Genomic DNA, 22,963 nt, shown 5'->3' on the forward strand with positions numbered 1-22,963 from the left:
GGCAGCGGTCTAGGCATCCGTCCACGCTGGAAGGCATGGGGGGACAGGCCTGCGATCATCTCGTCGTGTCGCCGGGCCTGTGGGGCAAGGCCAGTGCCGCCGCACTGGTGGCCGGTGCCACGGCATGCTGTCAGATGCCGGTACTGCCGCCGGCCGTGGCGGCCTGGCCAGGCCTGTTGCTGGGCATCGTGCTGTGGCTCGGCCGCTGGCGCGGGCGTTGGCTGGGCATGCTGCTCGTGGGTTTCAGCTGGGCGGCGCTGAACGGGCTCTGGGCCTTGCAGGTGCAGCTTCCGCCGCAACATCCACCGATCGACCAGGTGCTGCGCAGCAGGGTGATCGATCTGCCCGAGCATCGACCGTCCTACAGCCGTTTCCTGCTCCGTCTCGACGACGCCCCATCGCTGCCGCGCGAGTTCCGCGGCCGCCGCGTGCAGGTCTACTGGAGCGCACCCTTCACACGCAGCGGGCCCGCCGACGCCGCCCCGGGGGCGGTCACGCCGGGCATGCGGCAGACCGTCGCGGCCGGTTCACGCTGGCAGCTTCCGCTGCGCCTGCGTGCGCCGCGCAGCCGGATCAACCCGGGGGGATTCGATGGCGAGCGCCACGCGCTGATGCTCGGCATCGCTGCCAGCGGACAGGTCCGCTCCGGCTCGCCCCCGCTCCTGCTGGAGGGGCCTGCCGGGCTGGCGGCGTGGCGCGAACGCATGTCGCGGCGGATCCAGCAGGCAGTGCCCGGCGACACTTCGCGGTTCCTGCGCGCCCTGGCGCTGGGCGACACCCGCGAGCTCAGCGATGCGGACTGGGAGCAGCTGCGCGCGCTGGGCCTGACCCACCTCATCGCGATCTCCGGATTCCATGTCGGGTTGGTCGCGGGCGGCTTCGCGCTGCTGGTCGGGCTGCTGTGGCGCTGTGTCGCGGCGCTGCCCCGGCGCCTTCCACGCCCGACCGCAGCCGCCCTCGCGGCGGCGGCAGGCGCGGTGGGCTACGCGCTGGTGGCCGGGCTGGCGCTGCCGACCGTGCGTACCGCGCTGATGATCGTGGTGGTAGCGCTGGCCCGCGCCAGCCGCCGACGCCTGCCGTGGGCGCAGTCGCTGGCGTTGGCGGCCTTTGCCACCCTGCTGGCCGCGCCGCTGTCGGTGCTGGCTGCGGGGTTCTGGCTCAGCTTCGGCGGCGTGCTCTGGCTGATGTGGTGCCTTCCCGGCGGGCAGCGTGCCGAAACCGGGCTGGGTGGGCTGCTGAAGCCATTCCTGGCCGCGCAGGGGATTGCCAGCCTGGCGTTGTTGCCGCTCGGCATCAGCCTGTTCGGGCAGGCGTCGCGGATCGGCCCGCTGGTGAACCTGCTGGCGGTGCCGTGGTGGAGCCTGGTGGTGGTGCCGCTGGCGCTGCTCGGCACGGCGCTGGAGGCGCTGCATGCCGGGTTGGGGGCCTGGTGCTGGCGGCTCGCTGGCGTGGCTTTCGACATCAGCTGGAGATGGCTGCAGCCGCTGGCGGCGTGGAGCGGGGCAGTGTGGTGGTTGCCGGAAGCGCCGCGCTGGACCCTGCCGCTGGCTTTGCTGGGGGTGTTCTGGTGCTTGCTGCCGCGCGGTCGCGGCGGGGTGCTGGCGACCCCGCTGCTGTGCCTGCCGCTGCTGTGGCCGGATCGGCAGCTGCCGCTGCCGGGCGAGGTCGAAGCCTTGGTGCTGGACGTCGGACAGGGCACGGCGGTGATCGTGCGGACCGCGTCGCGGCTGCTGCTGTATGACCTTGGGCCGCCTGGCGCCGGGGCCGATTCCGGCGAGCGCGTGGTGCTGCCCGCGCTCCGCGCACTGGGTGCCGGCGTGCCTGACCGGGTGCTGCTCAGCCATGGCGACGCCGACCATGCGGGCGGGCTGCCGGGGCTGCGCCGTGCTTTTCCACAGGTGCCGGTGTGGGCGCCGGCAGGGTCCGGAGTCGACGGCGCACTGCCCTGCCATCGCGGCCAGCATTGGCGCTGGGATGGGGTGGACTTCGACATCCTGCACCCGGGGGCGGGGCATCGGGAACGCGGCAACGCCTCCAGCTGCGTGCTGCGCATCGCCACCGCGCACGGGGTGATCCTGCTCACTGGCGACATCGGCATCGCCGAAGAAGCCCAGCTGCTGCGTTCCAGCCGCAACGCGCTGAAGGCGGACGCGGCGCTGGTCGCCCACCACGGCAGCGCCGGCTCCTCCAGCGCACCGTGGGTCGCGGCGGTGGGTGCGCGGCTGGCGCTGGTGTCGGCCGGGCACCGCAACCGCTTCGGCCATCCGCGCGCCGACGTGGTGCAACGGTGGACCGCGAGCGGTGCCGAAGTGCTGGGCACCGCCAGCTCCGGCGCACTGCACGTGTGGCTGGGCGCGCAGGGGCTGCAGGTGCGCGAACAACGGGTGCATGCCGGTCGCTGGTGGAATGCTGCGGGCCGGGAGCGGGCGGCTGCTATCCTATCGGTGGACAAACAGGCGGCCGCTGGGCCGGAGGGTTGGAAACGTGTGGGAACTGGTCAAGGCCGGCGGTTGGCCGATGGTGCCGCTGCTGCTGCTGGGTGTACTGGCTTTGGCGATCGTCCTAGAGCGTTTCTGGTCCCTGCGCCGCAACGAGGTGCTGCCACCGGGCCTGGGCCAGGATGTGCGCAACTGGGCGGCACGCGGCAAGCTGGATCCGGCCCACCTGGCGACCCTGCGGGCCAACTCCCCGCTGGGCGCGCTGCTGGCGGCGGCGCTGGACGCTCGCAATCGTCCGCGCGACCAGATCCGTGAGCGCATCGAAGACACCGGGCGCTTCATCGTGCATCGCATGGAACGCTTCCTCAATGCGCTGGGCACCATCGCTTCGGCCGGTCCGCTGCTGGGCCTGCTGGGCACCGTGGTAGGCATGATCCAGATGTTCCTGGGCATCCTGGACCACGGCGTGGGCGATGTGAACCAGCTCGCCGGCGGCATCGGCAAGGCACTGGTATGCACGGCCACCGGCATGATCGTGGCGATCCCCGCGCTGATGTTCCATCGCTACTTCAAGGGCCGCATCAACGGCTACGTGATCGAAATGGAACAGGAGGCCTCCGCGCTGCTGGATGCGCTGGATGGCCGTCCGGGCGTGATGGCCACGCCGCCGCGTCCGGCCAGCCAAGCCGCCGCCAACCCCGCCAGCGCCGCCCCGGCCAAGGCCTGACGGATGCGCATCCGCAACGACCGCGCCGGTGACGAGCCGCATATCGACCTGGTGCCGCTGATCGACGTGATCCTGGTGCTGATCATCTTCTTCGTGGTCACCACCACCTTCGATGCGCGTTCCACCCTGCAGGTGCAGCTGCCGCATGCCAGCCAGCAGGCCAACAGCGAACCGCCGCGTGCGCTGAGCATCCTGGTCAACGCCGATGGCCGCTACTTCGTCAACGACCAGGAAGTGCTGCGCACCGACGTGGAGTCGGTCAAGCAGACCATTGCCGCGGTTGCCGGTGAAGACCGCACCCAGTCCGTGCTGCTGCGCGCCGATGCGCGCACTCCCTACCAGGCCGTGGTCACCGCCCAGGATGCCCTCGGCCAGCTTGGCTTCCGCCGGATTTCCATCGCAACCGCTCCCGAGGTGCGTCAATGAGTTCCAAACACGCGCCCGTCTGGCCGATCTACAAGCGCCTGCTGGGCTACACCCGCGCCTACTGGGTATTCATGGTGGCCGCCGTGGTGGCGATGGCCATCGAAGCCCTGGCCGGCTATTCCTTTACCCGCTTGATGGAACCGCTGGTCAACCGCGGTTTCGTCAACCCGGAGCCGCGCATGGCGGTGATCCTGCCGCTGACCATCCTGGGCCTGTTCCTGATGCGCAGCCTGGCCACGCTGGTCAGTGACTACACCCTGGCCCGTACCGGCCGCAGCGTGGTGCGCGACCTGCGCGAACAGGTGCTGGAAAAGTACCTGCACCTGCCGTCGTCGCACTTCGATACCGAAGCGACGCCGGTGATGGTCAGCCGGCTGAACTTCGATACCGAACAGGTCACCCAGGCCAGCGCCGATGCGTTGAAGACGCTGGTGGCCGACACCCTGACCATCATCGCGATGCTGGTGGTGATGCTGCAGATGAGCGTCAAGGTCACCATGGCTATGCTGGTGGTGGTGCCGATGATCGGCTTGATCGTGTCCTACGTGGGCAAGCGTTACCGGCGCATCAGCCGCGGCATCCAGGACGGCATGGGCACCATGGCCGCCACGGCGGAGCAATCGTTGTCCGCCCAGCAGGAAGTCAAGGTGCACGGCACCCAGCGGCATGAGATCGACCGCTATTCGCGGCTGGCCAACCGCATGCTGGGCCTGAACATGAAGGTCGAGACCACGCGCGCCTTCGCCTCCAGCACGGTGCAGTTCCTGGCCGCGCTGGCGCTGGCGGTGATCGTCTGGGTAGCCACCCGCGAAGCGCTGGTCGGCAAGCTCAACGCCGGCCAGTTCATGGGCCTGATGACCTCGATGATGGCGATCATTCCGTCGCTGCGCCGGCTGACCAGCGTGCAGACCTCGATCTCGCGCGGCGTGGCCGCCGCCGAGCGGCTGTTCTCGATCCTGGACATGCCGGTGGAGCGCGACCAGGGCAGCAAGCGCATCGAACGCGCACGCGGCGAGCTGGCCTTCGAGCACGTCATGCTGCGTTACCGCGAAGATGCCGGCACCGCGCTGGACGACATCAGCTTCGTTGCACGCCCGGGCACCGTGACCGCCGTGGTGGGGCGTTCGGGCAGCGGCAAGACCAGCCTGATCCGGCTGGTGCCGCGCTTCTACGAGCCCAGCGGCGGACGCATCACGCTGGATGGCGTGCCGCTGGACGATTACCCGCTGGCCGACCTGCGCCGACAGGTGGCGATGGTGGGGCAGAAGGTGATGCTGTTCGACGACACCATCGGCTCGAACATCGCCTACGGCATGGATGCCAGCCAGGAACAGATCCGCGCGGCGGCCGAGGCGGCCAACGCCTGGGAGTTCATCGCGCGCCTGCCGCAGCAGCTGGACACCCCCGTCGGCGAGAACGGGGCGCTGCTGTCCGGCGGCCAGCGCCAGCGCCTGGCGATCGCCCGGGCGATCCTGCGCGACGCGCCGATCCTGATCCTGGACGAGGCGACCGCCGCGCTGGACAACGAATCCGAACGGCTGGTGCAGGACGCGCTGCAGCGGCTGATGCCCGAGCGCACCACGCTGGTCATCGCGCACCGGCTGTCCACCATCGAACACGCCGACCAGGTGCTGGTGATGGACCAGGGGCGCATCGTCGAGCGCGGCACGCACGATGAACTGCTGGCCATGGGCGGGCTCTACGAGCACCTGTACAACATGCAGTTCCGCGAAAGGCAGGCCTGATGTCCGGCAAGGGTACGCAGACACCGGCCTACTGGTACGACGGCTCCCCGGTGCCGCTTGGCATGCGCCTGCTCAGTCCGCTGTATGCGGCCGTGGCCGGCCTGCGGCGGCGCGCGTATCGGCGCGGCTGGCTGAAGCGGTACACGCTGCCGGTACCGGTGATCGTGGTCGGCAACATCACTGCCGGAGGTACCGGCAAGACCCCGTTGACCATCGCGCTGGTGCAGCAGCTGCGCGCAGCGGGCTGGAAGCCGGGAGTGGCCAGCCGCGGCTACGGACGCGAGCAGGCCGACAGCGGCCGCTGGGTGGACGCCGATACGCCGACCGCGCTGGGCGGCGACGAGCCGGTGCTGATTGCCTGGAAAACCGGTGCGCCGGTGCGGGTGGATGCTGATCGCGTGGCGGCCGGCAAGGCGCTGGTCGAGGCAGGTTGCGATGTGATCGTCTGCGATGACGGCCTGCAGCACTACCGCTTGGCGCGCGATATCGAAATTGAAGTCATCGACGCGCAGCGTCGTTACGGCAACGGCCGGCTGCTGCCGGCCGGACCGCTGCGCGAGCCGGTGGCCCGCGCCGGCGACTGCGATTTCCGCGTGGTCAACCAGGGCGCGGCCAGCGCGGAAAACGCGGCGGTGGCGTGCGGGTTCGGGCAATGGCCGATGCGCCTGCGCATCGACAGTGCGCAGCCGCTGGTGGGCGGACGCCTGCGCGGGCTTTCGCACTTTGCCGGGCAGCGCGTGCACGCCGTGGCCGGCATCGCGCACCCGCAGCGCTTCTTCGACATGCTGCGTGCCGAACGCATCGGCGTGGTCCCGCATGCCTTCGCCGACCACCACGCCTACCAGCCGCAGGACCTGCGTTTCGGTAGCGAGCTGCCGATCCTGATGACCGAAAAGGACGCGGTGAAGTGCCGCGCCTTCGCCAACGACTGGCACTTCGCCATTCCCCTGCAGGCCGATCTGCCCGCTGCCTTCTGGGTGGCATTGACCGACCGCCTTGAGAAGCTGCGCGCGCGCTGAACCGCCTGCGCGCGTGGCCTGTAACCGGAGAACCCCATGACCGAGTTCGTCGTCGCCATTCCTGCCCGCTATGCCGCTTCGCGCCTGCCCGGCAAGCCGTTGCGCCTGCTCGGTGGGGAACCGCTGGTGCTGCACGTGGCGCGGCGCGCGCTGCAGGCCGGCGCGCGTGAAGTGTGGGTGGCCACCGACGACGCGCGCATCACCGAGGCGCTGGCGGGGTTGCAGGACGTGCAGGTGGCCATGACCGATCCGGCCCATCCGTCCGGCACCGATCGGCTGGCCGAATGCGCCCGCCATGCCGGCTGGGCCGATGACGCCGTGGTGGTCAACCTGCAGGGCGATGAGCCCTTCGCACCGGCCGCCGGCATCCGTGCGGTGGCCGACGCGCTGGCCAGCGGCCGCGCCCCGATGTCCACGCTGTGCACGCCGGTCGAAGATGCGGCCACGCTGTTCGATCCCAACGTGGTCAAGCTGGTGCGCAACGCGCGCGGTGAGGCCATGTATTTCAGCCGGGCGCCGATCGCCTGGCACCGCGATGGTTTCGCGCGCAGCCGCGATGTATTGCCGGACGGGGTCCAGTGGCTGCGCCACATCGGCATCTACGGCTACCGCGCCGGCTTCCTGCAGCAGTTCGCCGCGATGCCGCCCGGCAGCCTGGAACAGGTGGAAAACCTGGAACAGCTGCGGGTGCTGGAGGCCGGTTACCCGATCAGCGCGGCGCTGTCGCCGGCACCGTTCCCGGCCGGCATCGACACCCCCGAAGACCTGGAGCGGGCGGAGCGCCTGCTGGCTGCTGGCCAAGCCTGAGCGGGCCCGGAAAAAATCCGCGTGGCACAACGATTGCATGACGCGCGGTCCGGCATAATCAGGGTATGAACGCCCAACCCGTCCAGGACCTCCCCGAGTTCGCCACGTGGCTGAACGCCGCGCCCGCCACCCTGAGCGAGCTGCGCGGGCAACCGCTGGCCCTGCTGTTCGTCAATGCGGCGTCGGCCTGGTGCGCGCAACGCCTGGCCGACGTGGCGAACTGGCAGTCGCGCCATCCCGGGCGGCTGCAGGTGCTGGTGCTGCAGGTGCCGCGTTTCGATTTCGAACGCGATGAAGCGGCCAGCCTGAAGCTGCTGCGCCGCCAGGGCCTGCACTCCATCGCGCTGCTGGACAGCGACTGGGACGGCTGGCGGCGCTTCGGGGTGACGGCCTGGCCGACGATGGTGCTGATGGATGTCTACGGCCGCGAAAGCAGCCGCCTGGTCGGCCTCGGCCAGCCGGGCGAGCTGGACCGCGCGCTCAACGAACTGTGCGGCAACCTGCAGCCGACACCGTTCGAAGCACTGCGCGAGCTGCGCCCGGAGCCGCGCCTGCCGCTTTGTTTCCCCACCGGGCTGGCGGTCACCACCGAGCGGCTGTATATCGCCGACAGCGGCCACCACCGCGTGCTGGAATGCACCCATGGCGGGCGCGTGCTGCGCCAGTTCGGGCAGGGCACGCCGGACTTCATGGATGGCGGGGCGCAGGACGCAGCCTTCAACCGGCCGCAGGCGCTGGTGGTGGAACGCGAGTCGCTGTATGTGGCCGACACCGGCAACCATGCCCTGCGCCGCATCAACATCATCACCGGCCAGGTCGACACGCTGTGTGGCAATGGCCGGCCGGGCGAACCGCACGACGGGCAGGTCGACGACCCACGCAGCGTGGCGCTGAACCATCCAGCCGGGCTGGCACTGGCCGACAACGAACTGCACGTGGCGATGGCCGGCGACAACCGAATCTGGAGCTACCACCTGGGCCAGCGACGGCTTACCCGGCGCGCCGGCAGCGGCGCCATCGACCAGCGCGACGGCAGTGGCAACGTGGCGGCCTTCGCCCAGCCGACCGGACTGGCGGTGGTGCAGCAGGCGCTGTACGTGGCCGATGCGCTGGCCTCTTCGATCCGCTGCGTGCAGCTGCGCGGCGACCTGGTGCAGACGCTGATCGGGCAGGGCGTGTGGAACCACGGCAGCGAAGACGGTCCGCGTGACCGGGCCAGCCTGCAGTTCCCGCAGGCCATCGCGCTGAGCCCGGATGCACCGCTGCTGTGGATTGCCGATGCCGGCAACGGTCGCCTGCGCACGCTGCGGCTGGGCGGCGGCGAACTGGTCACCCAGGCGTTGCCCCGCCGGCTGCACGGGCCGGCCGGCCTGGCAGTAGGATCCGGTGCGGTCTGGATCGCCGAAACCGATGCCCACGCCGTGCTGCGCTTCGACCCGGCCAGTGGCGTGCTGAGCGACGTCCCGATCACCGAATGAACGCTGTACCCGCTTTCGATGGCAAGGCCTTCGCGGCCGCGTTGAGCACCGCCCCCGGTGTCTACCGCATGTACGCCGCCGACGACGTGCTGCTGTATGTCGGCAAGGCGCGCGCACTGCGCAACCGTGTCGGCAGCTACTTCAACGGCAGCCCGAAGAACGCGCGGATCATGTCCATGCTGTCGCAGATCGTGCGCATGGACGTCACCGTGACGCGCTCGGAAAGCGAAGCGCTGCTGCTGGAAAACCAGCTGATCAAATCGCTGTCGCCGCGCTACAACGTGTCCCTGCGCGACGACAAGACCTATCCGCACGTGCTGCTGACCCGCGAGGCGTGGCCGCGCATCGCGCTGCACCGCGGGCCGCGCGCCGTGCCGGGCCGCTACTTCGGGCCGTATCCGGGGGTCACCGCGGTGCGCGAAACGCTGAACCTGATGCACAAGCTGTTCAAGCTGCGCAGCTGCGAGGACAGCGTGTTCAAGAACCGCTCGCGGCCGTGCCTGCAGTACCAGATCGGCCGGTGCAGCGCGCCCTGCGTGGATCTGGTGGCGGCCGAGGACTACGCCGAAGCGGTGCGTCGCGCCTCGATGTTCCTGGAAGGCAAGAGCGATGAGCTGACCCGCGAGCTGGGCGAGCAGATGCAGGCGGCCAGCGAGTCGCTGGAGTTCGAACAGGCTGCGCGCCTGCGCGACCTGGTCAAATCGCTGCGCAGCATGCAGACCCGGCAATACGTGGACGGCCGCGCCGCCGACCTGGACGTGCTGGCGGTGGCCACGCGTGGCGCGCAGGCCTGCGTGATGCTGCTGGCCTTCCGTGACGGCCGCAACATGGGCACGCGCCCGTTCTTCCCGCGCACCAATGGCGAGGATAGTCCGGAAGAAGTGCTGGGCGCGTTCGTGTCGCAGTACTACGTGGAATTCGAGCCGCCGCGCGAGATCCTGCTGGATCGCGAAATCCCGGATGCGACGCTGCTGGAAGCCGCGTTTTCCGCGTCTTCCGAACGCCGCGTGCAATTGAAGTGGAACGTGCGCGGCGAACGCGCGGGTTACCTGGAACTGGCCAGCCGCAACGCGCAGCTGACCCTGGCCACCGAACTCAACAGCCGCGACTCGCAGCATGCACGCAGCGAGGCGGTGCGCGAGATGCTGGGCCTGGCCGAGCCGGTCAAGCGGGTGGAATGCTTCGACATCAGCCACACCATGGGCGAGGCCACGGTGGCCTCGTGCGTGGTGTTCGACGCAGCCGGGCCGGTGAAGGCGCAATATCGCCGCTTCAACATCAGCGGCATCGAACCCGGCGATGACTACGCCGCCATGCGCCAGGCGATCGACCGCCGTTTCCGCCGGGCGGTGGAAGAGCAGGGCGTGCTGCCGGATGTGCTGCTGATCGACGGTGGCGCCGGCCAGCTGGCGCAGGCCCAGGCCGCACTGGCCGATCTGGGCGTGGAAGGGGTGCTGCTGGTGGGCGTGGCAAAGGGCGCCGAACGCCGCGCCGGGCACGAAGCGCTGGTGCTGCCGGACGGCCGCGAGCTGCGCCCCGGCGCGGCCTCGCCGGCGCTGCAGTTCATCCAGCAGGTGCGCGACGAAGCGCACCGGTTCGCCATTACCGGGCACCGTGGGCGCCGCCAGAAGGCCCGCATGACCAGCAAGCTGGAAGATATCGCCGGAATCGGGCCGCGTCGGCGGGCCAGCCTGCTCAAGCATTTCGGCGGTCTGGTCGGCCTGAAGGCGGCGGGCGAGGCGGAAATCGCCAAGGTGGAAGGCATCAATGCTGCCCTGGCCGCGCGTATCTACGCTAACCTTCATGGACTGCCCGAGCCGAATGCGGCGGGCGAGTAGAGATTACCGATGACGTTGACCCTCCCCACCTGGCTGACCCTGCTGCGGATCCTGATGATCCCGGTGCTGGTGCTGGTGTTCTATCTTCCCTACACGTGGACCAACTTCGCCTCGGCGGCGCTGTTCGGCCTGGCGGCGATCACCGATTGGCTGGATGGCTGGATCGCGCGGCGCTACCAGCTGGAATCGGCGTTCGGTGCGTTCCTGGATCCGGTGGCCGACAAACTGATGGTGGCCGTGGCGCTGTTCCTGATCGTGCAGGGCCATCCCACGCCGTGGATGGCGTTCTGGGCGGCGGTGATCGTGGGCCGCGAAATCGCCGTTTCGGCGCTGCGCGAATGGATGGCCGAACTGGGCCAGCGGGCAAAAGTGCGGGTGGCGGTGATCGGCAAGGTGAAGACCACCGCGCAGATGGTCGCGCTGTTGTGCCTGCTGTATTCGGTGGCGCCGAACACCCCGGTGGAGGACATCTGGATGGGTCCGCCGGTGTTCCACATGGGCGACTGGACGCTGGCGATCGCCGCGATCCTGACCCTGTGGTCGGGCCTGCAGTACCTGCATGCGGCGTGGCCGAGCCTGCGCGCCGACGAACGCGCGGCGCGTGAGCGCGCACGGGTGAAGAAGGGCGGCTGAAAGCGGTTGACACCGATGTGAAGACAGGTAAAATGCCGCCTCCCAAGCGGGAATAGCTCAGTTGGTAGAGCGCAACCTTGCCAAGGTTGAGGTCGCGAGTTCGAGTCTCGTTTCCCGCTCCAGGTTTTGAAGAAGAGGCCCACGCGGTCTCTTTTTTTTGCCTGTATTCGAAGGTGCGCTGCGTGCGTGATTGCTGCGATCGGAGAGCTGAACAGGCTTGACGAGATGAAGGAATTTCGACACAATATCGCTTCTTCGGCGCAGGTCGAAGAGATTGCGGGAATAGCTCAGTTGGTAGAGCGCAACCTTGCCAAGGTTGAGGTCGCGAGTTCGAGTCTCGTTTCCCGCTCCAGTTTTACCGGGCCCCGGAAGGGGCTTTGTTTTTCTCCCGCACCGGCCGTGCGGGGCGGTCCTTCCGGAAGGGAGTGGCGCAGCGGAAAAGCGGTGTTTTGAAGCGTGAAAACGCTGGTGTGGTCCCGGGTCTTCCGGTAGCATGTCGGCCTCACGCGGGAATAGCTCAGTTGGTAGAGCGCAACCTTGCCAAGGTTGAGGTCGCGAGTTCGAGTCTCGTTTCCCGCTCCAAATCCCGACAGGCCCCGACAGGGGTTTCGTCTTACCAGGATCGCATTCCTGGTAGCTGTACACCGGCCTGGTGGCAGAGTGGTTATGCAGCGGCCTGCAAAGCCGCGTACGCCGGTTCAATTCCGACCCAGGCCTCCAGACAAAGCCCTGATTTATCAGGGCTTTTTTTATGGCTGGCGTTTGGCAGGAAGGTCCGGAATCCCCTGATTTGGGTCGAAATCATCGGGTTGCCACGCGTTTTCGAGTGGCAAACTCGCGTTAGCATGTGCCGAGTGCGTGTACGCGAGTTGAGATGAGAGATGGCAACGAAGAGGTAGCGGGGCAATACGTGGCACTACACGGTGCGCAGGACAAAGCTCCTGCCGCAGCCGGTCTATCTCAGCTTCGAATCCGAAGCCGAGGGCGATGAGTAGGTGCGTCGCCTGGAGGCGCTGCTCGATCGCGGCATCGTGCCGGAAGAGTTGGCCAACACCAAGGCAGCGGCGAAGGATCTTCGCGCCCAGGTCAGCGAGTACCGCAGCGTCCAACATGTGTCCGTCGACGACAACAAGCTGCTGCCGGTGGTGCTGGCAAGGCTGCCGATCGGCATCACTTTGCCCGAGCTGACATTCACCTGGGCGACGGCATGGGTTTCCTCCATGAAGCGTGATCAGAATCTCGCGCCATCAACCATCCGGCATCACGTCGGCGCGCTCTCGCGTGCGCTGGACTGGCTCGCTGCGCACGGCGCGGTGCCGTTGAATCCGCTGCGGTTACTCCCGCGCGGCTATTCGACCTATACGCCCGACGACGTGATCGCGGTTTCCAAGATTGAGGGCGCGATCAAGGCGGATGTGGAGCGTGATCGGCGGCTGGAGCCCGGGGAGGAGGAGCGAATCCGCGCCATTCTCGCCGGCGCCAAGCCGGAAGGCCGGCAGCGCCCGCTGGAGCTCCGCCATTCGGAGGCGCTGACGCTGCTCTTCGATATGGCGCTGGAGTCGGCCATGCGCATGCGGGAGATGTACACGCTGGAGCGCAGCCAGATCGACCTGGAGCGGCGGACGATTTTCCTGAGCAAGACGAAAAACGGCAGCAAGCGCCAGGTGCCCATGTCGTCGGTGCTGGTGGCGAAGCTCAGCGCCTACGGCGGCGGATCCGAGGTGCGCCTGTTTCCCTGGTGGGATGGGAACCTGGACAAAAAGGCCTTGGCGAAGATCACATCACAGCTGTCGCGCCAGTTTGACCGCATCTTCCAAGCCGCTGGTTGCAACGACCTCAACTTCCACGACATGCGTCACGAAGCCACAAGCCGGTTGTACGAAAGGACGACGCTGAGCGACCTCAAGATTGCCAGCATCACCGGGCATCGGGACCCGAGGCAGCTGAAGCGCTATGCCAACCTGCGCGCATCCACACTGGCTGACCACCTTTGGTGATCAGCCTTTGACCTCGTACGCGGCGAGGTCGGGCGGGGAGATCCGCCGCGCCTTCGCCGGCTTGGCGCGCTGGGGCGACAGCTGCGCACTGTTGGCGGCCGGCCGCTTACCGATCGCCGCCTTTCGTTCCGCTGCCTGGCGCCGGCCCTCTGCGCGCAAAAACTCGATCAGGTCCTCGCGCAGCATGACCGTGTGCTTCTGGTTCAGGCGCACAGCGGGAACTGTGCCTTCTTCCACAAGGGCCTTCATGGCTTCAAGGCCGAGGCGTAGGACCTTGGCGGCGTCCTCAAGGCCCAGTGTGTCTTCCTGGCCTTGAGCAAGCTCTCGACGTTGGCTCATCAGGCTGCTTCCTTCAGTGCCAGAATCACATCCCTTTCCACGAATGGGCAGACGGCGTTCCCCAGCATGTGCATCGCATCGCGCTTTCTCAGCGGCAACTTGTAGTCCGCCCGGAAGCTCATTGCGGCACGTGCTTCGTCGACCATGACCATCCGCATCCTGTTTCCATCGATCACCGCCCAGCGGTCGCGCGTGGTGATGGTGCCAATGGGCCGGGAAAGGCATCGGCCAGTCAGGCCTGACCCGTTCCCGAAGTACGGCGCGATAAATCGGTCGCCGAAAGCGGCACGTCCAGCTTTGATCCGTGCGAGGGTGGCGGCCGACCGGCCTGCCTTCTCGATGGGCGTCCAGACGCCGGCGTCGAAGTCGATAAAAGAGCTTGCCGGTACGTGGTCGCGGCGCCGGAATTTCAGCTCCAGAGGGTGCTTGCTCTTCGTCAAAATAATGAAAACGCGCTTACGGTGCTGCGGGACGCCAAAGTCCGCCGCGTCGAGCAAGTGCGGGCTGATGGCATAGCCAAGAGCCGTAAGCGCGGCGCACCAGGCGGGGAACAGCTTCCACTTCAAGAACTCGGGTACGTTCTCGATGACCGCGGCCTCGGGCAGCTATAGCTCCATGGCGGCAATCACTGCCCACGCGGTGGCTCGGGTGGAGTCGTGGTGCGGCCGCTCTTTGCCGCGCGCATGGGTGTGACCCTGGCACGCGGGCGACGCCAGAAGCAGGTCGAAGTGGGGCAGAAGCGAGAAGTCCATCTGCTGGAGGTCCTGGCAGAAGTGCTTGGTCTTCGGGTGATTGGCGGCATGGATATCGATGGCAATAGGTGAGTGATTCGCCGCTGCCACCACCTCACATCCGGCTTGCTCGGCACCTTCGGTCGCGCCTCCGCCGCCGCAGAAGAAGTCTGCGGCCTTCACAAGCGATGTTTTCTGCGGCGCAGGAAAGTTGAAGGAGCGCGAGCCGTCAGCCATTGGAGCGATCTCCGCGGTGATAAGCTCGGGCCCACCCTAACGAGCGAAAGCCATGTCGCATATCCAACTCGATCATTCCGAAGTCTTTCTCGTTCATCAGGACGGCCTCTTTGCAAAGGTCAGCGTGACCAAGACAAACAACGGTTGGTCTGTGCATGTCGTGGAGGTCCAACAACCGAACGGAAACACGATCAGCTTTGGGCGTGGGCTTGGTGTTCCAGGCTCGCTGGAAGATGCGCGCGAAGCTGGGATTCGCACCGCGAGGTTGCAGATTGCTCAGACACTGCGTCGCGAGATAAACGAGACTGGGCACGTGCTCCAGGCGCGTTGCCAGCAGCGGTCGGATGGCACTGGGTACTTTGACGCTTACGTAGAAGTGAGCCAAGGCGACTCTGTTGTGCACCGGCACTTGATGGAGCCTGTGCCCAGTCGTCAGATGGCTGATCGCGAGGCGATAGACTTTGCTGCACAACTGCTGCGACATGTGACGAGCATTCGTGGAGACGGCACGCTGGTCATTTAAGTGGAGCAGGTTTATGGGTCGTGGCTCAGGCATTGCCCACCACCTGGCCTTCGTTCAGGGCCGCAATCTGCGCTGCGAGTCGTTCGGGTTCGCCTTGTCCGTCATCGTGGCGATGGTCTTCCGGGTCAGCCACTTCTGAGGCTTCGCTGTAGGCTGCGGGCAGTCCCGCTTGCTGCCGCGCGAGGGAGCTCCGTACAACGTCATTGAGGCGAATGCTGCGTTCGCATGCCAGAATCGGCTGCATCAGGAACAGGGGGGCGTCATGGGATTGCTCAGCGAGCTGGGTTCGATGAGTCAGGGGATCAGTCAGTGCTGGTGGCTGAGTAAACATTGTGTGGTGGACTGGGAGGCGTGGGCCGCCTGGGGAACCATCGCAGCAGTTTTCGTAGCTCTCTTCGGGCCGTCCGTCCAGCGCTGGCTTGTTAAGCGCAAAACCAATGCAATGTTCTCGATCGCTTACCAGAATGATCTTCTCGAAGCTGTCGTTAGACTGGAAGGATTGAAGAATACTTACCCCTTGAATCCTGATGCAGATGATGGATGGGCCGTGCACGAATCCATCACGAAAGGAGAAACTCGAGAGCTGTTCCTCACTATATGCTCTGGGTTGGATGCATTTTGTGGGCGTGAAGTAGGTCTCTCGAAATGGCCGGCCATTGATATAGAAATTGCTGTGGCTGTGGCAAGAGCCATACAGCGTGTTCGAGATTTTCAAAAGGGTGCCGAGCTTCTGGCTAATTCTCATGAGGCGCGTGATTGGCACGACTTCATGGGGAGCGTCAACAAGGCCTTCAATCGCGCGATGGACGCGATTAAGAAGGCCGAGCGCGTAACTAGCCGCGCGTGCAAGGGCTTCTGAGGGATCGTGGGCAGCTTGCGAATTGGTAGCTTGTAGTGTCAGTGAGGGAGGGTTATGTCGTTTGAGATATGTCCGCTCGAGGCGGCTTGGGGGAACTGGGCGGAATGGGTCGCCGTGCTCGTGGGCCTCATAGCAGCGGCCGGCACAATTTGGGTGGCGTGGCTTGCGCGCAATACTTCCGAACGCGCTGCTGCTATCGCAGAGGAGGCAAGAAAGATCGCGCAACAGCAACATGCAGAGGCGGTTGATATGCGCAAGGCCAACGCACGAATCGTCAGGAGGCTCATCGTTCACGAGATTTCCGAACTCCCCGTCAACCTCCATATCCTGATTAAGCGTTGCGACCGGGTATTGGAGGTTGGCGTGAACAGCGAAAGAGACAATGTATTCCTGGAGGACACGCTTCGCAGCGGCACGCTTTCGTTGTTGCCCGGAACAGAGAAGTCTGAGGATCGGCTTCATAACCTTCCGGAGGAAATGGGTAATGATCTCGCTGTTCTCGTTGGTTACAGCCGGACACTGAATGCAATGAGCAGTGAGCTGCTTCAATATGTCAAGGTTATAAAGCGACCAAGCGAAGGATTCTCGGGACTGACGGTTTATACTGGAGACTTGAGGCTGATCGAGACGTACAAAACGTACGTCGAGAAGTTCTCTCGATATGCCATCCCGACGGCGGTGGCGCTTAGAGATTTCACGCAAGTTGAGCCCCGCGACTTTTCGCAATTCAATGTCGATGGAAGCGCGAGCCCCGCTTGAATCGCGCGCCTGATCACCGTACTCCAATACGCTGCAGTGCCGCTTTTGGGCGCGGACTAGATAATTTTTGATGTTGATGCAGTGAGAGGCAAGTTCAGCCATTAGATTTCGCTCCTAGCCGTATCGATAAAAAAATCCTGCATCATGGAAGTCCGGCAGGCGCGGAGCCCGGCATGGCCGAGCGGGCGAACTCAGTGGTGGCGATGGCGTTTCTGCTGCGCTGCTCGCCGTCGGTCATCAGTGCGCCTGCGCATCTCGGCCTTGAACGCCGGCCAATTCTTGCGGGTCTCCGCGTAGGTGCGCCAGGCGAAGAACAGCAGGGCGGCGAGAAACACTGCGGTGAACGTGTGTGCACTGGTCCAGATGGCGCGCAGCAGCAGCGCGACCAGGAATGCCGTGGTGCCGGCGCAGTAGAGGGGAACGGTGAGATGGCTCATGCCTTGGCGCTCCTCGCCACGCGGCGGTCATTGCCTTGGCGACGGTTTATTACGGACTTAAAGGGCGTGTTGCCGAGGACTTCCACCTTGCCGCCAGCTCGGCGGAACGCGTCGAGCTGGTCGGCGATCGCGGCACGTGCATCATCTTTGTGCCGGATCGTCGTGCTGCTGTCGGACGGGCGGGCAGACGCCGCAGGGAGCGCACGCCGCGGACGGTTGAACACCGCTGCTGTAGCAGCCATTCGCGCCATCTCTGCCCGCGTCTTTGGCGTCAGGTGCCAGATGATGCAGTTCGGCCCCATCGTCATGTTCACCTGGTCGCTCTTGCGCATGGCAATGAGCGAGGTCCCGATCGCGCTGAGCCTGTCGGACAGGTCGGCCACAGCCTTGATCTCTAAGGTGGTGGCGCCGGTGGGGATCGCGAACAGCACGTCGCGGATCTTGGCTGCGCGGCCGTAGCGCTGGATCTTTGCGGTCATCGCGTGGCCTCACTGCTCAGGGCGCGCATGGCAGCGCCGAAGTGCATCGATTGGTCGGAGCCTTGCACCTGTGCTTCAGGGTTGCTCGTAAGCACCAAGGCGCCTTCGCGCGGGTAGGCGCTTACGCCGTCCCAGTCGTCGACCGTGGTTTCCAGTTCGAAATGGACGCGGAGCTGTTCCGCGTGCGTTGTCTTGCCGCACGCTCGCGGCCCGTAAATGACGATGGATCGGTTGCTCATACTGCCTCTGCTGGATTGGCTGCCCGGCTGCGGGCGGTGGTGGACACGGCGCGGACCGTCACTCCCTGGCGGTCGAGCCAGCGGTGTGCTGCCTGAAGCGACTTGCCGGTAAGCGGGAACGCGCCTGCTCCGACCAGCAGCTGGCTTGGAGTGATGCGGACCCTATGGCCGACGGTGGCCGCGACCTGGTACGGAGTGATGCTGTACGGCGTGGCGTAGAGGCCAGCCCACAGCCAGCCGGCACATACCATCAGCACCAACGTGGCGCCTTGCTGACCGGTGGCGAAGGACTTCTCAACGGGAAAGCTCACGCCGCTCATGCGAAACCTGCCACCGCACCGTGAGCTGCACGTGCCTGGTCGATGAGCGTCTGTGCTTGCCGCACGCCGGCGGCGTTCAGTCGCACCAGACGCGGCAGCTGCGGATCGTCGAAGGTGACCAGCGCTCGGTTATCCAGCCAGTTGATGCACCGCCTGGTGAACCTGCGCGTCGGCGCGGTAGGGGAGCGGCTCGCTTCTATTACCTGCAGAAGCTGGCGTTTGGCGGCAAGGTGCAGGGGCAGTCCTTCGGCCTGGTAGCGAGCGGCGGTCCGCGCTTGAACCTGCTCCGAATCGAAGAGGAGCTCAGCGCCGTCCACATCCGCCTGGCGAGCGTGGTGATCGAGCATCTGCCGTGGCAGGAATGCATCCGCCGCTACGATCGGCCCGGCGCGTTGTTCTACTTGGATCCGCCGTACTGGCAGACCGGGGGGTATGGCGTCCCCTTCGGGATGGAGCAGTACGAAGAGATGGCGGCGCTGATGCGCGGGATGAAGGGCAGGGCGGTGCTTTCGATCAATGACCACCCGGACATTCGGCACGCCTTCGAAGGCCTGGCGCTGGTGCCGCTGCAGCTCGAATACACAATGGCGCGGCAATCGACCGGAAAGAAGTCCGGGGAGCTGATCATCAAGTCGTGGGAGGACGATCAGCTGCCGATGTGGGGCTGAGCGCTCAGGCCATCCTTTCCAGCAGCTGCTCGACATTGTTCCGCGCGGCTGACCCGACGGGCCTCCATGGGCGACGGTTCGCTAGCGGTTTGGCGCACCGAGCAACGGCTTGAAGCGCTCGACGCTAAGTCGGCAGCGCGGCTCACAAGAACTAGTGCTTAGCCGCTTCAGGAACGAGCCAGCCAAACTTGTGCTGGGCGACTCGGATCGAATCGTTGATCAATCCCTGCACAAGCCGATATGCTCCCTGCACACATATCGATGGCATTAAAAGGAATTTGCTAGATGAGAACTAATCCATTTAAGCCCGGTAGCCCTGTTCCGATAGGCATGTTCGCGGGAAGAATAGAGGAATTGAAGGAGCTCGAGGCAGGCCTCTCTCAGGCTCGAGCGGGTGAGGTTGTAAATTATCTTCTTACGGGTGATCGCGGTATCGGAAAGTCTTCACTCCTGCTTTTTCTTGCTGCAGTTGCGCGCGGCACGATAAGAGGCCTGGGCAATGAGAATTTCAAGTTTTGCGTTGTCAATGTTCAAGTGTCTGATAGGATTGGTCTTTCGGCATTCATTAAGACTTTAAGTGCGGCCATTCGTCGAGAAGCGGGGAAGACGGAGGTGGTTCGTAATTTTTTGACTCAGGCTTGGGATTTTGCCCAGCGCGTAAAAATAATGGACAGCGGAGTTGATAGGGCGGAGAGGGAGTATGAGGAAGAGTTGGTAGTAAATGAGTTTGCTTTATCTCTTTCCTCAACTGTGCAGCGGCTTACAAGGCCGGGCCAGGGCGAAGAAAGATTTGATGGTCTCGTTATAGTTATCGATGAGGCTGATAACGCATGCCCGGATTTGCGTCTCGGATATTTTCTCAAAACGCTTACAGAGGAGCTGCAGAAGCTCGGGTGCGATCACGTAGCCTTCGTCGTCGCGGGTTTGACGGATGTTGTAGAGAAATTGCGACAGAGCCACGAGTCGTCCGTGAGGATATTCCATCCTCTCCCACTGCATGAGCTGGGTGACGAAGACCGGAAGTACGTAATTGACAGAGGTTTGGCGCACGCAAATGAAATTAATGTTGAAAAAATTGGTATTTCGGAAGCTGCGCGAAACGAGATAGCGCTTCTGTCTGAGGGCTATCCGCATTTCATTCAACAATTCGCCTTCTCGGCCTTCAGGGAGGCGAGGGGCGCGCAGATTGAGTTCGATGATGTCATTAATTCGACGTATGCCCCAAACGGTGCTATCGAAACTATCGGGTTGAAATACTATCAATCAGATTTCTACAACAAGATTAAATCTGATGAGTATCGCCAGGTTCTTAAGATTATGGCGGCTAGGGGAAATGACTGGATTAGAAAATCAGAAATTAGAGCGGAGTTTCATGGCGGGGATACAAAGCTGACAAATGCGCTCCAGGCGTTAACATCTAGGCGGATCATCTTGAAAGATCCAACTAAAGACGGGATTTACAGACTTCAGCAGCGTGGATTCGCGCTTTGGATACAACACTTTGGCGATGGGCGTCGCTAGCGCGACAGCATGGCCGGGTAAAATGAAAGGTCGGGGCCCCACCCGGGGGCCACCTGCGAATTCACGCCGTCGTTTACGCAAGTCACGTCCGCTGAATTGCCAGCGGACCGCTTGGAGGTCTCGTCTTGGACGCGGCGAGGTTCAATGCGCTCGCAGGCGTGACATAACTGCCCCCTGTTCAACGGGGAACGGTTTCTGCCGTACCTAGAAGGGCTCGAGGACAGGCTACATGCGGCGTATGGCCGCGTGCTCACCGCAACCAGTCACTTCGACGTTGTGCAGCTGGCTCGCGGCTTGGTCGGCAGCCGCCCTGTCCCGTACTGGTCGATGACCATGGTGGGAGCGCCGCGAAGAGACCTCGGCACAATTGCGGCCGCAGACTGGAGCAGCTTCGTTCGCCGCGGGAGCCCCATGCGGCCAAGGCGATGGACTACCTGGTCAAGATCTTAGGTCGGCACCGGCAGGACGAGTGCCGCGCAGGCTGAACCCTTCAACGATGTATCGGGCTATGAGACTGGCCGGGCATATCCTCCCGCCCATGGACGCCGACACCCAGACCCTGACCCCCATGCCCGATGGCTTCTGCTGGAAGCCCCGCTGCCACTTGGACACGCTCCCGACGGGGTTATTCCTCCACGGCGAGCAGGTGGCCTCCATGCAGCAGAGGGTCGACGGCTCATGGCTGGCTAGGCTGAGCCCTGAGGACGGGCTTCATGCGCCACTGCTGCTCAGACAGTGCAGCTCGTTCGATGCCGGTCGGCGCGGGTGCGAGATGTGGGCCCTACGCCATGAGCAGGTGCTTCGCCGGAAGGTGGGCGCGAAGCTGCAGTGGATACAGGATAACGTCGTCCTGAGAGGCCGTGGCCGGGACTTAGGGACCGAGCCTGCTGGCGTGGCTGTTCGATCAGATCGCGGCTATCTCGCAGATGCCGACCCGGCTGGATAAGCCATGCCAGCGCCATGATGTGCGACGATCGCCCAAGTCCTCTCGAGCAGCCGGCCATGACCGATACGCCTCCCCGTCTCTTTATCTCCTACAGCTGGACATCTCCAGAGCACCAAGAGTGGGTGATTGACCTAGCGACTCGCCTCAGGAGTAACGGTGTCGACGTAATTCTCGATGTATGGGACCTCCGTGAAGGACACGATAGTCATCATTTCATGGAGAAAATGGTCAACGATCCGACCGTAACCCACGTCATGATGGTTTCTGACGCTCAGTATGCGGCTAAGGCTGATGGTAGGGAGGGGGGGGTCGGTACTGAGACAACTATCATCTCTCGAGAGGTCTACGCCGCGCAGAATCAAAGCAAGTTCGTAGTCGTGCTGCCGCCGCGTGATGACGTTCGTCAGAAATATATACCAACTTATTATGGATCGAAAATTTTTATCGACTTAGGTGATGAGGAAACTAAGGCTCAGAACTATGAGGCAGTGCTTCGCTGGTTATACGGTAGGCCGCTTCATGTAAAGCCGGCGCTCGGTGAGCGGCCTAGTTTTCTGGGCGAGGGCGCGCAGGCGTCGCTAGGTACTGAGGTGTATAAACAGCGGGCGACCGAGGCTCTGCGAAGCGGCAAGGTATTTGCAGTGCCTGCGGTGGAGGAATACCTCGATCATTTTGCATCTGCCATCGACCTGTTGGAGGCTGCTCCGGAAGATGCTGCGGATCCGGACGATTTGTTGTCGGCAATTGAGCGAACGATCTCGGCCCGCAACGAGTTTATCTCAATGATTGGGGTTGTCGCCCAATATGCTACAGATGATGAGATGGCGCGGGTTCTACATCGATTCTTTGAGCGGTGCGTGGACTTGATTAATAAGCAAGTCGTCATCAATGGAAGGACGAGCGTTGTTCGAGATCCTGTAAAGTTATTGATCTCAGAAATATTTATGTACACGATCGTGGCGTTGCTGAAAAGGGAGCGTTATTCGACGGTCCAACACTTGTTGTCCGCCGTCTACTACCCCTCGGCTGGAGCCTCCGGCGGTAGGGAAGTTCGTGGCTACTGGGCGCTGTACGGTATGCTAGATTCTGAGCGGTGGATTGCCCAGCACCTCCGGAAAACATCTGCTCGTGGATACCTGCTGCATGCGAGGAATGCCAGTTCCGGCGTTCCGTTCGAGTCGCTTATGCAGGCTGATATATTTCTCTGGCTTCGCACCGCCGCTGCAGATTTCGGACGGCCATGGTGGTTCCCCGTGACTCCGATCTACTCAGAACGAAGCGCTCCCTTGGAGCTTTTTGCGCGGGGCGTGTCCAGGCGGCACTTTGAAAACGCGCTTGGACTCCTTGGGGCGCCTTCGGTGGAGGCTTTCAAGGATCCGAACGGGGCGTGGATGAACTTGGTGCAGGCGTGGAATGTAGGATGGTCTACCCCTGAATTTGAGTACCTTCTAGCGCTCGATACGCTCGGCAGTCGCCCGTGATTTTCGGTGCAGATCGCCATGCTGTGCTCGGCGACATTGCACTTGGCACGTGCAACTACTTGGGGCTGTTACAACCAACACTCCAACCTCTATGTGCGTGACAAATCGTGTGGCAACAATCCATAAGGTATTGAAAATATAGAGATGTTCGCGGCCTGCAAAGCCGCGTACGCCGGTTCAATTCCGACCCAGGCCTCCAGTTGAAAAGCCCTGATTTATCAGGGCTTTTCTATGTCTGGCGTTTGGTGGGCGGCTACGTAATCCCCTGATTTGGGGTCGAATCGACGCGCCGCCAAGCAGTACGCATTCACGCGCG

General features: G+C 64.2%; 21 protein-coding genes, 4 tRNA genes and 2 pseudogenes. 21 read left to right on the forward strand and 6 right to left on the reverse strand.

Going from position 1 to position 22,963, the window contains the following annotated elements; genetic code table 11:
- Nucleotides 1-35 precede the first annotated feature (35 nt).
- From ABE522_RS06005 to ABE522_RS06070, 14 genes and pseudogenes are all read left to right on the forward strand, one after another.
- Nucleotides 36-2,477: pseudogene (locus ABE522_RS06005) on the forward strand (DNA internalization-related competence protein ComEC/Rec2); the annotation flags it as partial.
- A gap of 7 nt (nt 2,478-2,484) precedes the next feature.
- On the forward strand, nt 2,485-3,165 hold the full coding sequence (locus tag ABE522_RS06010; protein ID WP_346590940.1) for a MotA/TolQ/ExbB proton channel family protein: 681 nt from the start codon (nt 2,485-2,487) through the stop codon (nt 3,163-3,165).
- Between the two features lie 3 nt (nt 3,166-3,168).
- The gene (locus tag ABE522_RS06015) at nt 3,169-3,591 is read left to right on the forward strand and encodes an ExbD/TolR family protein (protein WP_042614192.1); all 423 of its coding nucleotides are present in this window, start codon (nt 3,169-3,171) and stop codon (nt 3,589-3,591) included.
- Nucleotides 3,588-5,336 carry a lipid A export permease/ATP-binding protein MsbA gene (gene msbA, locus ABE522_RS06020; protein ID WP_346590941.1) on the forward strand — a complete coding sequence of 583 codons (1,749 nt, stop codon included), beginning with the start codon at nt 3,588-3,590 and terminating at the stop codon, nt 5,334-5,336. Before ABE522_RS06015 ends, msbA begins: the two co-directional genes overlap by 4 nt.
- The gene (lpxK, locus tag ABE522_RS06025) at nt 5,336-6,355 is read left to right on the forward strand and encodes a tetraacyldisaccharide 4'-kinase (RefSeq protein ID WP_346590942.1); all 1,020 of its coding nucleotides are present in this window, start codon (nt 5,336-5,338) and stop codon (nt 6,353-6,355) included. Before msbA ends, lpxK begins: the two co-directional genes overlap by 1 nt.
- A 36-nt stretch (nt 6,356-6,391) precedes the next feature.
- The gene (gene kdsB, locus ABE522_RS06030) at nt 6,392-7,162 is read left to right on the forward strand and encodes a 3-deoxy-manno-octulosonate cytidylyltransferase (protein WP_346590943.1); all 771 of its coding nucleotides are present in this window, start codon (nt 6,392-6,394) and stop codon (nt 7,160-7,162) included.
- Between the two features lie 65 nt (nt 7,163-7,227).
- Complete coding sequence (locus tag ABE522_RS06035; RefSeq protein ID WP_346590944.1) at nt 7,228-8,640, forward strand: hypothetical protein; 1,413 nt, start codon at nt 7,228-7,230, stop codon at nt 8,638-8,640.
- On the forward strand, nt 8,637-10,478 hold the full coding sequence (uvrC, locus tag ABE522_RS06040; protein ID WP_042614197.1) for an excinuclease ABC subunit UvrC: 1,842 nt from the start codon (nt 8,637-8,639) through the stop codon (nt 10,476-10,478). The genes ABE522_RS06035 and uvrC overlap by 4 nt, the downstream gene beginning before the upstream one ends.
- Before the next feature lie 9 nt (nt 10,479-10,487).
- Complete coding sequence (gene pgsA, locus ABE522_RS06045) at nt 10,488-11,111, forward strand: CDP-diacylglycerol--glycerol-3-phosphate 3-phosphatidyltransferase (protein WP_346590945.1); 624 nt, start codon at nt 10,488-10,490, stop codon at nt 11,109-11,111.
- 46 nt (nt 11,112-11,157) lie between these two features.
- Nucleotides 11,158-11,233: transfer RNA gene (locus ABE522_RS06050), tRNA-Gly, on the forward strand.
- A gap of 154 nt (nt 11,234-11,387) precedes the next feature.
- A tRNA-Gly gene (locus ABE522_RS06055) sits at nt 11,388-11,463 on the forward strand.
- Between the two features lie 154 nt (nt 11,464-11,617).
- Nucleotides 11,618-11,693, forward strand: a tRNA-Gly gene (locus ABE522_RS06060).
- 64 nt (nt 11,694-11,757) lie between these two features.
- Nucleotides 11,758-11,831, forward strand: a tRNA-Cys gene (locus ABE522_RS06065).
- Nucleotides 11,832-12,106: 275 nt separating this feature from the next.
- Nucleotides 12,107-13,108 carry a site-specific integrase gene (locus tag ABE522_RS06070; RefSeq protein WP_346590946.1) on the forward strand — a complete coding sequence of 334 codons (1,002 nt, stop codon included), beginning with the start codon at nt 12,107-12,109 and terminating at the stop codon, nt 13,106-13,108.
- On the opposite strand, the gene ABE522_RS06075 is transcribed toward ABE522_RS06070, so the two are convergent.
- A complete protein-coding gene (locus ABE522_RS06075; protein ID WP_346590947.1) occupies nt 13,109-13,447 on the reverse strand; it encodes a hypothetical protein in 339 nt (112 codons plus the stop codon). It lies immediately after the preceding gene.
- Nucleotides 13,447-14,415, reverse strand: a pseudogene (locus ABE522_RS06080) (DNA cytosine methyltransferase). The gene ABE522_RS06075 and the pseudogene ABE522_RS06080 overlap by 1 nt, the downstream one beginning before the upstream one ends.
- Nucleotides 14,416-14,467: 52 nt before the next feature.
- Here ABE522_RS06080 and ABE522_RS06085 point away from each other — a divergent pair.
- From ABE522_RS06085 to ABE522_RS06100, 4 genes are all read left to right on the forward strand, one after another.
- Nucleotides 14,468-14,938, forward strand: coding sequence for a hypothetical protein (locus ABE522_RS06085; protein ID WP_346590948.1), 471 nt, complete (start codon nt 14,468-14,470; stop codon nt 14,936-14,938).
- Between the two features lie 13 nt (nt 14,939-14,951).
- Nucleotides 14,952-15,077 carry a hypothetical protein gene (locus tag ABE522_RS06090; RefSeq protein ID WP_346590949.1) on the forward strand — a complete coding sequence of 42 codons (126 nt, stop codon included), beginning with the start codon at nt 14,952-14,954 and terminating at the stop codon, nt 15,075-15,077.
- Between the two features lie 123 nt (nt 15,078-15,200).
- Nucleotides 15,201-15,797, forward strand: coding sequence for a hypothetical protein (locus ABE522_RS06095; protein WP_346590950.1), 597 nt, complete (start codon nt 15,201-15,203; stop codon nt 15,795-15,797).
- A gap of 54 nt (nt 15,798-15,851) precedes the next feature.
- Nucleotides 15,852-16,556: a hypothetical protein gene (locus tag ABE522_RS06100; protein ID WP_346590951.1), complete on the forward strand. Its 705-nt coding sequence runs from the start codon at nt 15,852-15,854 to the stop codon at nt 16,554-16,556.
- Nucleotides 16,557-16,747: 191 nt separating this feature from the next.
- On the opposite strand, the gene ABE522_RS06105 is transcribed toward ABE522_RS06100, so the two are convergent.
- From ABE522_RS06105 to ABE522_RS06120, 4 genes are read right to left on the reverse strand one after another with little or no spacing between them, the layout of a single operon-like run.
- Nucleotides 16,748-16,993 (reverse strand): hypothetical protein, encoded by a 246-nt coding sequence (locus ABE522_RS06105; protein ID WP_346590952.1) that lies wholly within the window; start codon nt 16,991-16,993, stop codon nt 16,748-16,750.
- Nucleotides 16,990-17,472: a hypothetical protein gene (locus ABE522_RS06110; protein WP_346590953.1), complete on the reverse strand. Its 483-nt coding sequence runs from the start codon at nt 17,470-17,472 to the stop codon at nt 16,990-16,992. Before ABE522_RS06110 ends, ABE522_RS06105 begins: the two co-directional genes overlap by 4 nt.
- Nucleotides 17,469-17,711 (reverse strand): hypothetical protein, encoded by a 243-nt coding sequence (locus tag ABE522_RS06115; RefSeq protein WP_346590954.1) that lies wholly within the window; start codon nt 17,709-17,711, stop codon nt 17,469-17,471. The genes ABE522_RS06110 and ABE522_RS06115 overlap by 4 nt, the downstream gene beginning before the upstream one ends.
- Nucleotides 17,708-18,031, reverse strand: a complete 324-nt coding sequence (locus ABE522_RS06120; protein ID WP_346590955.1) for a hypothetical protein — start codon at nt 18,029-18,031, stop codon at nt 17,708-17,710. Before ABE522_RS06120 ends, ABE522_RS06115 begins: the two co-directional genes overlap by 4 nt.
- A gap of 56 nt (nt 18,032-18,087) precedes the next feature.
- On the opposite strand from ABE522_RS06120, the gene ABE522_RS06125 reads away from it, so the two are divergent.
- The 3 genes from ABE522_RS06125 to ABE522_RS06135 all read left to right on the forward strand — a co-directional run bounded on the left by ABE522_RS06125 (nt 18,088) and on the right by ABE522_RS06135 (nt 22,647).
- Nucleotides 18,088-18,699 carry a DNA adenine methylase gene (locus tag ABE522_RS06125; RefSeq protein WP_346590956.1) on the forward strand — a complete coding sequence of 204 codons (612 nt, stop codon included), beginning with the start codon at nt 18,088-18,090 and terminating at the stop codon, nt 18,697-18,699.
- Nucleotides 18,700-18,984: 285 nt separating this feature from the next.
- On the forward strand, nt 18,985-20,220 hold the full coding sequence (locus ABE522_RS06130; protein ID WP_346590957.1) for an ATP-binding protein: 1,236 nt from the start codon (nt 18,985-18,987) through the stop codon (nt 20,218-20,220).
- A gap of 1,002 nt (nt 20,221-21,222) precedes the next feature.
- Complete coding sequence (locus ABE522_RS06135) at nt 21,223-22,647, forward strand: TIR domain-containing protein (RefSeq protein WP_346590958.1); 1,425 nt, start codon at nt 21,223-21,225, stop codon at nt 22,645-22,647.
- The last annotated feature ends 316 nt before the right edge of the window (nt 22,648-22,963 follow it).

The organism is Stenotrophomonas lacuserhaii (assembly GCF_039674585.1).
In the GTDB taxonomy this organism is placed as follows: domain Bacteria; phylum Pseudomonadota; class Gammaproteobacteria; order Xanthomonadales; family Xanthomonadaceae; genus Stenotrophomonas; species Stenotrophomonas pennii_A.

Excerpts from the sequence above, each read along its gene's own strand:
- ABE522_RS06110 (WP_346590953.1), bottom strand. The coding sequence starts at position 17,472 with ATGACCGCAAAGATCCAGCGCTACGGCCGCGCAGCCAAGATCCGCGAC.
- ABE522_RS06100 (WP_346590951.1), top strand. The coding sequence starts at position 15,852 with ATGTCGTTTGAGATATGTCCGCTCGAGGCGGCTTGGGGGAACTGGGCG.
- ABE522_RS06095 (WP_346590950.1), top strand. The coding sequence starts at position 15,201 with ATGGGATTGCTCAGCGAGCTGGGTTCGATGAGTCAGGGGATCAGTCAG.
- ABE522_RS06120 (WP_346590955.1), bottom strand. The coding sequence starts at position 18,031 with ATGAGCGGCGTGAGCTTTCCCGTTGAGAAGTCCTTCGCCACCGGTCAG.
- ABE522_RS06135 (WP_346590958.1), top strand. The coding sequence starts at position 21,223 with ATGACCGATACGCCTCCCCGTCTCTTTATCTCCTACAGCTGGACATCT.
- uvrC (WP_042614197.1), top strand. The coding sequence starts at position 8,637 with ATGAACGCTGTACCCGCTTTCGATGGCAAGGCCTTCGCGGCCGCGTTG.
- lpxK (WP_346590942.1), top strand. The coding sequence starts at position 5,336 with ATGTCCGGCAAGGGTACGCAGACACCGGCCTACTGGTACGACGGCTCC.
- ABE522_RS06075 (WP_346590947.1), bottom strand. The coding sequence starts at position 13,447 with ATGAGCCAACGTCGAGAGCTTGCTCAAGGCCAGGAAGACACACTGGGC.
- ABE522_RS06085 (WP_346590948.1), top strand. The coding sequence starts at position 14,468 with ATGTCGCATATCCAACTCGATCATTCCGAAGTCTTTCTCGTTCATCAG.
- pgsA (WP_346590945.1), top strand. The coding sequence starts at position 10,488 with ATGACGTTGACCCTCCCCACCTGGCTGACCCTGCTGCGGATCCTGATG.
- kdsB (WP_346590943.1), top strand. The coding sequence starts at position 6,392 with ATGACCGAGTTCGTCGTCGCCATTCCTGCCCGCTATGCCGCTTCGCGC.
- ABE522_RS06105 (WP_346590952.1), bottom strand. The coding sequence starts at position 16,993 with ATGAGCCATCTCACCGTTCCCCTCTACTGCGCCGGCACCACGGCATTC.
- ABE522_RS06090 (WP_346590949.1), top strand. The coding sequence starts at position 14,952 with ATGGGTCGTGGCTCAGGCATTGCCCACCACCTGGCCTTCGTTCAGGGC.
- ABE522_RS06115 (WP_346590954.1), bottom strand. The coding sequence starts at position 17,711 with ATGAGCAACCGATCCATCGTCATTTACGGGCCGCGAGCGTGCGGCAAG.
- ABE522_RS06130 (WP_346590957.1), top strand. The coding sequence starts at position 18,985 with ATGAGAACTAATCCATTTAAGCCCGGTAGCCCTGTTCCGATAGGCATG.
- msbA (WP_346590941.1), top strand. The coding sequence starts at position 3,588 with ATGAGTTCCAAACACGCGCCCGTCTGGCCGATCTACAAGCGCCTGCTG.
- ABE522_RS06035 (WP_346590944.1), top strand. The coding sequence starts at position 7,228 with ATGAACGCCCAACCCGTCCAGGACCTCCCCGAGTTCGCCACGTGGCTG.
- ABE522_RS06015 (WP_042614192.1), top strand. The coding sequence starts at position 3,169 with ATGCGCATCCGCAACGACCGCGCCGGTGACGAGCCGCATATCGACCTG.